We start from the raw sequence: 12,670 nt of genomic DNA, 5'->3' as shown, positions 1-12,670 counted from the left end.
ATTTATTACATACTAAACGCATATTAATCAATTTAATATGCGTTTTTTTATTATTTTAGATTGAAAATTAACTATAACCACCAAACAATGAATGGAACTTTACTCTTAAGAATTTCGGTTGCGATCATCCTTCTAACGCATTCCGTATTTGGAATGTTTAACAACGGTATTAATAATTTTGGCAATTTGTATCTGAACCAAATTGGCTTTGCCCCTTTTGGTGTAGCATTAGCCTGGTCCATAAAACTATCGCATGTAGTTGCAGCGGTGCTGCTGTTATTAAATAAATATATAAAATTAGCCGGCTTTGTAACCATACTGGTCCTTATCATGGGGATAATTTTAGTACACTCCCAGGAAGGTTGGTTTGTTGTTGGAGGAGGCAGAAACGGCATGGAATATAATTTTTTACTCATCGTAGTACTTCTCGCTATTATGTATCCGAATGGTTTTAAAAAGAATAATGTTTAGAAATAAAATTGATCCATTCCTTACACTTTCATTATAACTATTAAAATAATGGAGATTACCTGCAAAAACTGTCATCAAATTTATACTGGCCACTATTGTAATAATTGTGGCCAATCTGCTGAAACTCATTTAATAAATTGGCATTTTTTATGGCATGACATTCAGCATGGATTACTTCATTTTGATAAAGGTATTCTTTACACGGTCAAACAATTATTTACAAGACCGGGACATAGTATCCGTGAATTTATTGAAGGTAAACGTGTAAGACATTTTAAACCCCTTTCGTTAGTCGTAGTTTTGGCAACGCTATATGGGGTTTTGTATCATTTCTTCCACGTTGACTTAGTCCAAACTGATTCCGATAATCCCTTAAATTTAGTTAAGTTTAATGAATGGGTTTCTACTCATTTCTCCTGGGTTACCATTGCCTCCATTCCGCTTTTTACGATCGGAACTTACATCTGTTTTAGAAATCAAGGTCGCAATTTTGTGGAGTATTTTGTATTGAATACTTTCAAAGCGTCTCAAAAATTAGTTATTGGAATTCTATTATTTCCATTAGCCTATTTTTTTAGTGAAACTCCACAAATTAAAACCGTCACCGTTGTTTTGTATGCTATTGATCTCGTTTTGATTCTATGGACCAACATGCAATTCTTCAATAAAATATCCAAAACAAAAGTCTTCTTTTTGTCTCTTCTAAGTCATCTCATTTTTCTATTTCTATTCTTTCTGATTGCAGCTCTTGTTCTGTGGATGACGCGAAATTTATAGGTGAGAAGTAATCATTTTTATATGCTGCTTTTCATGTTTCATGTTTCATGTTTCACGTTTCAAGTTTCATGTTTGACGTTTCATGTTTGACGTTTCGTGTTTCACATCTTACTTTTTTTCATTCTTTCGGGATAAAAAACGAGTTGTATCAGATTGTACTCCAATTGTCTGAAACTAAACTTTTGACCATTGACATCAAATTCTGATAATGGATACCATCTTAGATTTGTTCTTAAAACTAAAACTTCATCCGTTTTTCCCGGGACAATATCCCAACCAAATGTGAGACCGGGCTCAAATTTTCCTTTAAATTTAATAGCGCTCTTTACGCCCTCAATTTCTTGTTCGTAACGCAGTTTGTCGTAAGAAATATTTAGGCCTACAAAGGGTGCAAAGCCGGAATAATCCATTAAAAACTTGTTGACCTCCAATGCTAAAGCTGTCTTTTTTATCGTCTGCGAGCTCCCATACCCTTCCGTTTCAAACTTTGGATTTCTGAAAGACAATGCGGTAAATAGATTTGCTTTAGTAAAATGATAGCCTAAGGCAATATCAAAATAGTTTTTGGAAGCTATTTTATCATTTAGATAAGGAAGTTTCATCTGATTGTAATCCGATTTACTCAGAGAGAAAGAGAACGAAGGCCCAATCCCGATAAAAAAAGCTCCTTTTCTTCTGGCCTTATACGATAATTTACTAAACTCAGGATAGCTGTTCCACCTGTCTATGTTTTCCTTATTAGTGTCTTTTGTGGAGTCAAAAGCATAAAGTAAACCTAGGGACGCAGTGATTTCGGGCGTTTTAATTTCTGCTTTTTTCTCTTTGTCTAAAGGATAATCCCATTTATTGTCAGCATTGTAATTTACTCCCAAACGAAGCCCAAAACTTTTGTAGTTATAAAGTAGTCCGGCTTCAAAATTCAATAAAAAATCTTTTGTTAATACCGTACTATTTTCATCGGAGTTAATGATTTGTTTAAAGTCCACCGCGCCCCAGTTGACACCAACAAAAGGTCTTGCCTTTTTATCTTGCATTGCCCAGGGATATATCCTTAAGCCCGTAACAACTGATTGATCTAATTCGTACGTTTCTACCGTATTTTTTTTCAGATTTAATTGTCCCAACGGAACAACAACAAAAAATTCGGCATGTCCCCAAAAATGAAATCCTCCCCATGTAAGGTATTGGTTTACTGTGGCGGGGTGATTAAACGTCGTAATTGTATTATCCTGAATTTGCTTTCCTTTAAAAGAACTCACATAAGTTCCTCCAAATTCAAAATACATCTTTGCAAAATCTAACCGTTGTCTATTGGTATTTCTGGAAATCGAATCTTGTGCATATAAGTGTGCTGTACAAGATATAAATAAACTAAATGCAATTTTTTTAAACATACTTCTGTCTTTAATTGTTTGAGACAAAAGTAGGTAGCTGAAAGCACGCAAAATATCGGCAATTGGTATGAAATATAATGTATACCAAATTTCATACAAAAGTATGAGATTTGATTACTAAGCAGTTATCAATACCATTAATTCGTATTTGCTTTTTACATTACATTTTCTGTAAACATTTCCGGTATGTGTTTTTACAGTTGGAACTGAAATAAACAACTGTTCTGAAATAGATTGATAACTACATCCTTGGACTAATAATCGCGCCACTTCCACTTCGCGATCGGTAAATCCGTAATTAAAAAGATCATTTTGCAGATTTTGTACTCTGTTCTTTAAAATATGGAGACGATTTATATCTTCTATTATTTTATTAATCGCTAATAAAGTAAAAATTACAGGAAGCAAAAATCCTATCGGAAAATTTATGCGATAATTGCTAAAACCAAATTGTAGGATTAAGTATAAAGGAACAATTATAAGAAACGCAATTGCAAATAATCGATCTGGATTTATTTTTTGAACCATCTTAATTTGAGGTTTAGTAACTCTAATCATAACCATTGATACTGTAATAGAAAACAGTAAATACCCAATTGCGAAGCGTTCTGCAATTGGACTTATATTCAAAAAAGGACTTATAATAACAGCGCTAAAAATAAGCAAACCTATTCCGACATGAATCTTTTTATATACTTTTTTAAGTTTATGCTTGCGTTCTTTTAAGGTGTTCAAGAAAGTAGTGCATCCCACGATAGTCATATTTGATACTATCAGAATATTTGATAAATCATCGTATTTCAAGCTTTTTAGCAGTGGAGAAATTGATATCGAAACAATGAGTAACAATAAAGAAATAGTTAGTGCAATGGTTTCTTTGGGTTCTATATTTCGCTTATAACACACGATGCCAAACGCCAAAGAAACAATCAAGGCCGTATAAGCAACAATAAACAGAATAATTTCTAAAATAACCATAATTTGAGGGAATGACTTGTGTTACTCTTCAAAACTACAAATAATAATCAAACGGAGTACTTGTTTAAAAAATTGAAATAGAAAGGTTTGTATTTTTTTGATTTGAAAGTTTTCACGCAGATTCAACAGTTTTTGCAGATTTATTTACGCAGTTTTTTTTCCAATGAATCAAAAAAAATCTACTAAATCTGCGTCACTAAAAAAGATTTAAGAAACTTCTTCAAATCACAAAACTTACATTACTTTCTAAAGATTGCAAATAAAAAAGGTCCAACTCGCGTTGAACCTTTTTTATTATTATTTACTGTTTTTGTAATACTTTCGATACTTCGGATATGTCACGGCTCCAATTACCGAAATGGTTCCTAAAGAATACCAAATCCAGCTTAGAGAATGTGCTTCTCCGCTAGCGTACGAGTGCAAACCAACTAAGTGGAAGTTTACTCCATAGTAAGTGAATAAGATCGATACAAAGGCAAACATACTCATTAAGTTAAAGAACCATTTTCCTCTTAATGCAGGTACAAATCGGGCGTGAATTACAAATCCGTAGATCATAATCGAGATTAAAGCCCAAGTTTCTTTTGGATCCCATCCCCAGTAACGTCCCCAACTTTCGTTGGCCCATTGTCCTCCAAGGAAGTTTCCTATCGTTAACATAATCAGACCAATGGTCAATGACATTTCGTTGATATAACTGATTTCTTTGATGTTCAAGCTCATTTTGGCTTTGTTCTTATCATTGGTAAAGAAAATTAAAACCAAAGCTACGAAGCCTAAAATCATTCCTAATGCCAATGGACCGTAACTTCCCACAATTACTGCTACGTGAATCATTAACCAATACGAGTTAAGAACGGGCTGTAAATTGGCAATTTCCGGATCTATCCAGTTTGCATCTGCTGCAAAAAAGATCATAGAAGTTACAAAAGCGGCTGAAGCTACCGTTAGTTTTGATTTTCTATCAAAAGCCAATCCAAAGAACATGGTAGCCCAAGCTACGTATACAATCGCTTCGTAAGCGTTACTCCAAGGTGCGTGACCCGAAATATACCAACGAGCAATTAAAGCAAGGGTATGTAAGGCAAATATTCCTCCTATTAAGATATGAAAACCATTAACGGTTATGCGTAGAAACTTTTTATTAAAGAAAATACTCAATAAAGTAAAAATCAGCATAAAAATTCCTGCCATAGAATACCAATAAAGCATTTTTGGTAAAATATCATAGGTATTGTAAGCAATTTCAAGATCAATTTTTTCTTCGCTAGGACGTACTTTTGAACCAAATTTCTTTTGAAAACCGTTGATGCTTTCTACTAAATTATCGGCTGTACTAAAATCCTTAGAAATAGAACCATTGTTTAAAGCACTGAAATATAAGGGTAGAATTTGTTTTACATAAGTCGAGTCCATTCCTTTAAGACCGGCACTTTCACGTTCTAAAAAAGAAACCCATTTATTGTTTGGATCATTTGGAACCGGGAAAATTCTTAAAATACTTCCGCTTAAAGCAGATTCCATTAAATTTACCTTTTTATCTGTCTCGATAAAGTCCTTCTCAAAACTGTTCGGATTAGCAGCTTTATAAGCAGCATCTAAATAAGGAGAAAGTTTGTAGTTTCCGTTTTCATCAAAAAACTTCACGAAAGGAGCCAGCTTTGCTTTTCTGTCAATACCGATAATTTTACGAATACTATCATCTTTGGTATTAATATAAATAAGAGGGACCTGAATCCATACCTGAGCGTACTGTGTCATAGACAAAAATACCTGATCTGAGTTCATACCGTTATACTTATCACTATGGCTTACTTTTCTAAGTAATTCAGATGAAAAAGTATTGATTGGTTTCATACGTCCACCAGCATCCTGAATAATCAAACGCCCAAATTTTGCAGCGTGTTCTTTCGGTGCTTTATAAATCGTCAATAACGAATCTAGTTGCTTCTGACTTGGTGGAGCCGTTACGTGATTGGCGTGATTGTTTGGATCTTCATTTTTATTATGTTCGTGGGTATGTCCCGGAGTATGAACGTGTGGCGCTTCTTGTGCAAAACCATTCAAACTAAACAGCAAAACCAAAATGGTAATTAGTTTCTCTTTTTTCTTTTTCACAACTTCTAATTTGCGCTTTAGATCGCCAAAACGGGAGTGTTTGGTGAACATAATAACCATTAAACCGAAATACAACATAAAATAACCCAAATAAGTTATAGAAGTTCCCCAAAAGTCATGATTTACAGACAATACAGTTCCTTTTTCGTCCGGACTAAAAGAAGACTGAAAGAAACGGTAGCCTCTGTAATCTAAAACGTGATTCATAAAAATATCTGCGTCAAATGTATCTGTAGAATCCTGAACGGTTACCTTACTTTTAAAAGCAGAATAACTTTTTTCTGTTCCCGGGTATTTTGTTGCAATAAAATCGTTTAGTTTTACTTTGAAAGGCAAAACATAAGCTTTACTTCCATAAAACAAGGAATATTCGATATTCCCAATCTTAACGGTTTTTGGTTCTCCAACACTTCCTTTAGAGCCCAAAAGCATCACTTCTTTTTCCTGTCCTTCTGCTTTTACTTTTACGACTAAAGCATCATGATGGTCTTTTGCTTTGTAATCATTATTCGATTCATAAGTAATACTCCCTTTCATAGCGGGATCCGGAAATACAATTCTGATATCACCAATGCTGTACAAAGAACGCATCATCAAAGGTTGTACGTTATCTTTAGTGACTTTTCCTTGAAATTTATCCGCCATTCGCATAAAGTTCCCTTCAAATGGCGTCTGAATGGTATATTTTTCACCAGTAGTATTAATGTTAATAGCACCTTCGGTTGGTTTATTTAAAGCAAACAAAACATTGTGAATGTTCTGCACTTCTCCTTCTTTCAGGAAATGCTCTTCACGTCCACCGGAACCGGCTTCGACTAATTTAAGGTATAAAGTACCTTTTGGATCTGGTTTCACCACCTCTTTAGCGCCCATAATGTAATTTACGTACGTGATTTCAAAAGGAGTTTCAGAAAATTTACCTGAAATAGAAAAATCATTATTCGTCACTGGTGATAACAAAAGTTTTTCTTCAAAAACTCTTCGTTTCATTTCACCTTTATGTTCACCGTCTACAAAAGCAGTTAAAAATGTTTTATCAGAGTAAATTTGGTTTTCTGCTGCCCCTTCGCGAATTGGCATCATCCCTTCATAACTGATGTAACGGGTTATAAAAGCACCCAAAAGAATAAAAATAAAGGCAATATGAAGCAATAAAGTAGCCCATTTTTCCTTTCTCAATAGTTGATAACGTTTGATGTTTCCGATAAAATTGATCATAAAAAAGACCATTATCGCTTCAAACCACCAGGTATTGTAAATTAAAATTCGGGCTGTATCAGTATTGTACTTACTTTCGATAAAAGTTCCGATACCCATTGCCAAAGCAAATGTTAAAAAAAGAACAGCCATTAATCGTGTAGAAAACAAAAAAGAGAATATTTTTTTATCCATTTTTGAGGAATTACATTGTATAAAAGTGCGACAAAAGTACTTAAAAATGTTGAGTTCCAATATTTGTCATTTGTTAATTAAAACCAAAAAATAGATCAGATTACTCCCTCCTACTGCTTAAATCTGTTAATTCAAAAAAAACATTCCTAAATTGAACCTGATCTTTGATTTTAGATGATCCTAAAATAGAACAATCAGCAAAGAAACTGTTTACGAAGTAGTTTCGAAATTCTAATTTAACTGTGCTATGAATTGCTCTTTTCTTCTAAAATATTAAAGAAGTGCGCTTTACTTTTCTTCAAATGACAAACGAATTAAAAGCAATTAACTTTAGAAAAAATAATGCTAATTTTGCGGTATGATTCGAATAACTGTAATTGGTTCGGGAAATGTCGCCCAGCATTTGATAAAGGCTTTTACTAAAAGTGACCTTGTTGAGATTGTGCAGGTATTTTCCAGAAAAAAAGAAGTGTTGTCTTCTCTAATTGGTTTTGAAAAAATTGTAAGTGCTTTTGAAGACTTAAAAGAAGCCGATTTGTATATCATTGCGGTTTCGGATAAAGCTATTTCGGAAGTTTCTAAACAATTGCCGTTTCAAAACCGAATTGTCGTTCATACTTCGGGAACCGCTTCACTTGCTGTTTTAGATGTAAAGAACAGAAATGGTGTTTTTTATCCGCTTCAAACCTTTTCTAAAACCAAAGAGGTTGATTTTTCAACCGTTCCGATCTGTTTGGAAGCAGAAAACCCTTATGATTATCGCGTTTTAGAAACGGTAGCCAAGAGTATTTCGACTGCGGTTTACCCAATTAATTCGGAACAGCGAAAAGCGCTGCATGTTTCAGCCGTTTTTGTCAATAATTTCACCAATCATTTGTATCAAATCGGACAGGAAATTTGTGAAGAACACCAAGTCCCTTTTGCGATCTTAAAACCTTTGATTCAGGAAACTGCCGAAAAAGTAAAAACACTAAATCCAATTGATGCTCAAACAGGGCCTGCAAAACGCAACGATTCGACCACAATTGAAGCTCATTTAGCGTATTTGACCAACGAAAAACAAAAAAACATCTATACTATATTAACACAATCTATACAGAATAATGACAAGAAATTATAAAGAAATAATGAATGACATCAACACCTTTGTTTTTGATGTTGATGGTGTACTTACAGACAGTTCGGTTTTTGTAACTAATGAAGGAGAAATGCTTCGCACAATGAATATTCGTGATGGTTACGCCATGAAAGCGGCAGTAGAAAGCGGCTATAATGTTTGCATTATTTCGGGAGGAAGCAATGAAGGTGTTCGTATTCGTTTGCGCAATTTAGGAATTAATGATATCTATTTAGGAACGCCTGATAAAGTAGCGACATTCAAAGAATATACAGATCTCCACAACATCAAACCGGAAAATGTATTGTATATGGGAGATGATATTCCGGATTTTCATGTGATGCAATTGGTGGGATTACCTACTTCTCCTCAGGATGCAAGCCCGGAGATCAAAAATATTTGTCGTTATATCTCTCATGTAAAAGGCGGAAAAGGCGCTGCGCGTGATGTAATCGAACAAGTAATGAAAGTTCAAGGAAAATGGATGGAGCATTTTAGTGGGAAACATGATTAGTTTTCATGATTAGTTTTCAGTCTCAGTTTTTAGTCGCAGATTAAGTCTCAGTTACAATTTACAATAAAAAAATGAAATTCCTCAAGCTCATTCGATATCAGAACCTACTTATGCTTGCTTTTATGCAGCTTTTATTTCGGTATGCATTTTTAGAACAGCAGGATATTCCGCTGGCTTTGGCCGACTGGCAATACGGATTATTGGTTTTAAGCACCGTTTTAATTGCAGCGGCGGGTTATGTAATCAATAATATTTTTGATGTTGCTACAGATACCATTAATAAACCCAATGATGTTGTGGTGGGTAAAGGGATAACGGAGACAGCTGCTTATAACATTTACATTGCCCTTACTATTAGTGGTGTTGCTATAGGTTTTTATCTATCTAATGTAATAATGAGGCCTACTTTTGCTACGATTTTTATTCTGATCGCTTCATTGCTCTATTTTTATGCTACGTCTTTAAAACAAATCATGATTTTAGGTAATTTAATTGTGGCCTTGTTATTAGCTTTTAGTGTAGTAATTATTGGTGTTTTTGACATTTTTCCGGCTACAAATACGGATAATCAGGCACAAATGGCAAGTTTATTTTCTATCTTAATCGATTATGCTTTATTTGCTTTTATGATTAATTTTATTCGTGAAATAATCAAGGATATCGAAGATGTAAACGGCGATTACAATCAGGGAATGAATACGTTGCCAATCGCGATTGGAAGTGCCAGAACGGCAAAAATTGCTTTAGGGCTCGCTGTTATTCCATTTATTTTATCAGTGCTTTATATCAATAAATATTTTATAGAAAACAGTCTTTTTATCGTTACTTTTTATGCTTTTGCGTTTGTTTTGGCGCCTCTTTTATATTTTATTGTCAAGATAGTCGGGGCGAAATCGCAAAAGGAGTTTCATCATTTAAGTACCGTTTTAAAGTTGATTTTGCTTTTTGGAATTTTATCAATTATAGTCATTGCCGTAAATATTAAATACAATGCTTAAAGAAAAACTAAAAAAATACACGCTGATTCTGGCTTCAGGATCTCCAAGAAGGCAGCAATTTTTCAAAGATCTGGATTTAGACTTTGAAATTAGATTAAAGGACGTAGAAGAAATCTATCCTCCCGAATTAAAAGCTGTTGAAATAACGGATTATTTAGCAGTACTAAAAGCAAATGCTTTTGAGGGTGAACTCCAAACGAATGAAATTTTAGTGACCAGCGATACTATTGTCTGGCATCATAACAAAGCATTAGGAAAACCTAAAGATGCAGCAGAAGCCTTTGAAATGATAAAATCAATGTCAAACGACACACATGAAGTTTTTACTTCGGTTTGTTTTAAGACCAACACTGCTTCTACTGTAATAAATGATGTTACCAAAGTTACTTTCAAAGATTTGTCTGACGAAGCTATTTTGTACTATATCGCCAACTACAAACCTTATGACAAGGCTGGCGCTTATGGTATCCAGGAATGGTTTGGTTTTATGGCCGTTGCTAAGGTTGAAGGTTCTTATACCAATGTAATGGGACTTCCAACTGCTAAAGTTTATGAATATTTGAGTACTTTAGATTAAAAAATAAGTTTATGTTTACTTTTAAAGAGTATAGCCAGGAAATTATAACGACGGGAATTCTCCTTTTTACACTGATTAGTTTAAGAATGATTATTGCCAAATTAATCCGTCGTTATGCCAGTTCCAGTCAATTATTAGAGCATCGGACAAATTTGGTGATCAAATACATTCATTTGTTAATGAATATATTAGTAATCATCAGCCTGATTGTAATTTGGGGCGTTGATACGAAAGACATTTTTATCACTGTATCTTCAATTGCCACTGTAATTGGTGTCGCTATGTTTGCGCAATGGTCTATACTGAGCAATATTACTTCAGGGATGATTTTATTCTTTTCATTTCCTTTTAGAATTGGTGACACTATAAAAATTCACGATAAAGATTTCCCGATCGAGGCCGAAATTGAAGATATTAGCGCCTTTCATGTAAATTTAAAAACCAAAGAGGGTGAGAAAATTATTTTTCCAAACAACTTATTGCTGCAAAAAGGAATTTCAATCATGCCGGTTCATTACGAAGAGAAAGAGTTTTTTGATTAATTAATTCAAATTCCCTGCTCTAATCCCTAAAATTAAAAGATTCGTAAAAGCGTCATTTTGAATAACCTCTTGCTTTAGCGCAATGTCATTAAGTTAAGCTATTTTTTTACGCAGATTCCGCAGATTTTGCGGATTTTTTATTTCATACTGCTTAAATCTGCGTGGCACTTTTTTAACCATCTTTCCTCATCTCTGAATTATAATAATTTAAATTTCTAGCAAAAATTAAACTATTTGCAAAAGCATTATTTTGAATAGCCTCCTGCTTCAGCTGGAGGAATGCAATTAGTTCAAGATTTAAGGGCTTTAGCCGAATTATACCCTGATTCTTTCGACTAAAGCTAATACACCTCTCAACCATTTACCTCTATCTGAAGCACAATATCATTTTGTTAAGTATAAAAAAAAGTCTCACGCAGATTTTAGCAGATCAAAATAAAAAAATCCGCAGAATCCGCAAAATCTGCAAAATCTGCGTGAAAAACATCTTAACTTAATCACATAATAATTGAATGGGAATTTTATAATCTAAAGAAGAAAAGCTAAAACAATAGTATTAGAATAAAGTATAATATTTGTTAAGCAAACTTTTTAGTTTTATTTAAATCTCAAAAAAATGACGGAACCTGTACAATTGCCATTTTATGCTAAACTTCCCCTTATACTGGTAAGTCTGCTGTCTTTTGCCTTTATTTTTTGCATTGGAAAAGATGTAATTACTCCTGTATTAATGGCATTTCTGTTTTCAGTACTGTTACTTCCGGTATTTACACTTTTAAACACCAAATTCAAATTTCCAAGATATCTCGCTGCATTACTTTGTGTATTGCTTTTTGCTTTATTTGTTGCCGGAATTTTCATTTTCATTTCTTATGAAGTCACGGATATGGCAAATGATTTCGAGACGATCAAAAAGAACGCAAGTGCTTTTATTACTGACATTCATAAATTTATAAAAGACAATTTTAATGTTAGCATTGGCGAGCAGAAAAAGTACATTACGAATGTGACGAAAGACTCTGTTGCCAATGGAAATGCAACTTTAGGTTCTGCCATAATCTCACTAAGTGATCTCCTTTTAGATTGTACCATTATACCGATTTACACTTTCTTATTTTTACTGTATAAAGATCATTTTATACTCTTTTTGGCCAAACTAATCGACAGAGACAACCATTCCGTACTAAAAGATATCTTGACTCAGATAAAAGTTTCGATCAATAATTATATCGTAAGTTTAATTTTAGAAATGATTGTTGTTTCTGTTTTAACCAGCTTAGGTCTTTGGATTATTGGTGTGAAATATTTTATACTACTAGGACTAATAACTGGCCTCTTAAACCTTATACCCTATATTGGAATCACAGCCGCTGGAATAATAACGATCTTAGCCTCACTTACTGGCTCAGCGGAAACATCCATAATACTGGGTATTTTGATTGTGAATCTTATTGTGCAATTAATTGATAATAATGTACTCGTGCCTTTAATTATCAATTCTAAGGTAGAAATTAATGCGTTTGTATCTATCATGGGAATTATAGTGGGAGGCGCGGCAGCCGGAATTTCAGGCATGTTCCTGGCAATACCGCTTTTGGCCATTTTAAAAATTATTTTTGACAGAATCGAATCACTGGAACCCTGGGGGTATTTAATGGGCAATCACATGCCAAAAAGGTTTATTTGGAGAATTAAAAAAGCAAAGATTGAAAACTAAATTACAAGCGATACAAAATATGAATAATATTTAGCTTATATTTCATTTAAAAATCATCTTAAGCTATCAAATAGA

11 protein-coding genes are annotated in these 12,670 nt (G+C 33.7%); 8 read left to right on the top strand and 3 right to left on the bottom strand.

Going from position 1 to position 12,670, the window contains the following annotated elements:
• The first annotated feature begins 87 nt into the window (after window positions 1–87).
• Window positions 88–471, top strand: coding sequence for a DoxX family protein (locus tag LNP23_RS15495; RefSeq protein WP_230001879.1), 384 nt, complete (start codon window positions 88–90; stop codon window positions 469–471).
• Between the two features lie 48 nt (window positions 472–519).
• Window positions 520–1,248: a DUF3667 domain-containing protein gene (locus tag LNP23_RS15490; RefSeq protein WP_230001878.1), complete on the top strand. Its 729-nt coding sequence runs from the start codon at window positions 520–522 to the stop codon at window positions 1,246–1,248.
• 101 nt (window positions 1,249–1,349) lie between these two features.
• On the opposite strand, the gene LNP23_RS15485 is transcribed toward LNP23_RS15490, so the two are convergent.
• The 3 genes from LNP23_RS15485 to LNP23_RS15475 form a co-directional block, all read right to left on the bottom strand.
• Window positions 1,350–2,642 carry a hypothetical protein gene (locus LNP23_RS15485; RefSeq protein ID WP_230001877.1) on the bottom strand — a complete coding sequence of 431 codons (1,293 nt, stop codon included), beginning with the start codon at window positions 2,640–2,642 and terminating at the stop codon, window positions 1,350–1,352.
• A 117-nt stretch (window positions 2,643–2,759) separates the two neighbouring features.
• Window positions 2,760–3,620 carry a helix-turn-helix domain-containing protein gene (locus LNP23_RS15480; protein WP_230001876.1) on the bottom strand — a complete coding sequence of 287 codons (861 nt, stop codon included), beginning with the start codon at window positions 3,618–3,620 and terminating at the stop codon, window positions 2,760–2,762.
• 297 nt (window positions 3,621–3,917) lie between these two features.
• Window positions 3,918–7,130, bottom strand: coding sequence for a cytochrome c biogenesis protein CcsA (locus tag LNP23_RS15475; protein WP_230001875.1), 3,213 nt, complete (start codon window positions 7,128–7,130; stop codon window positions 3,918–3,920).
• Between the two features lie 358 nt (window positions 7,131–7,488).
• Between LNP23_RS15475 and LNP23_RS15470 the strand changes: the two genes are divergently transcribed.
• From LNP23_RS15470 to LNP23_RS15445, 6 genes are all read left to right on the top strand, one after another.
• On the top strand, window positions 7,489–8,250 hold the full coding sequence (locus LNP23_RS15470; protein ID WP_230001874.1) for a Rossmann-like and DUF2520 domain-containing protein: 762 nt from the start codon (window positions 7,489–7,491) through the stop codon (window positions 8,248–8,250).
• Window positions 8,234–8,761 (top strand): KdsC family phosphatase, encoded by a 528-nt coding sequence (locus tag LNP23_RS15465; RefSeq protein ID WP_230001873.1) that lies wholly within the window; start codon window positions 8,234–8,236, stop codon window positions 8,759–8,761. The genes LNP23_RS15470 and LNP23_RS15465 overlap by 17 nt, the downstream gene beginning before the upstream one ends.
• 71 nt (window positions 8,762–8,832) lie before the next feature.
• On the top strand, window positions 8,833–9,759 hold the full coding sequence (locus LNP23_RS15460; RefSeq protein ID WP_230001872.1) for a geranylgeranylglycerol-phosphate geranylgeranyltransferase: 927 nt from the start codon (window positions 8,833–8,835) through the stop codon (window positions 9,757–9,759).
• Window positions 9,752–10,336, top strand: coding sequence for a Maf-like protein (locus LNP23_RS15455; RefSeq protein ID WP_230001871.1), 585 nt, complete (start codon window positions 9,752–9,754; stop codon window positions 10,334–10,336). Before LNP23_RS15460 ends, LNP23_RS15455 begins: the two co-directional genes overlap by 8 nt.
• Window positions 10,337–10,347: 11 nt before the next feature.
• The gene (locus tag LNP23_RS15450; protein ID WP_047779129.1) at window positions 10,348–10,878 is read left to right on the top strand and encodes a mechanosensitive ion channel domain-containing protein; all 531 of its coding nucleotides are present in this window, start codon (window positions 10,348–10,350) and stop codon (window positions 10,876–10,878) included.
• Window positions 10,879–11,494: 616 nt separating this feature from the next.
• A complete protein-coding gene (locus LNP23_RS15445; RefSeq protein WP_230001870.1) occupies window positions 11,495–12,595 on the top strand; it encodes an AI-2E family transporter in 1,101 nt (366 codons plus the stop codon).
• Window positions 12,596–12,670: the final 75 nt, after the last annotated feature.

The sequence above is a fragment of the Flavobacterium cupriresistens genome, assembly GCF_020911925.1.
GTDB classification, from domain to species: Bacteria; Bacteroidota; Bacteroidia; order Flavobacteriales; family Flavobacteriaceae; genus Flavobacterium; species Flavobacterium cupriresistens.
The sequence above is the reverse complement of the archived record's forward strand: the minus strand, read 5'-3'. Positions and strand labels throughout refer to the sequence as shown.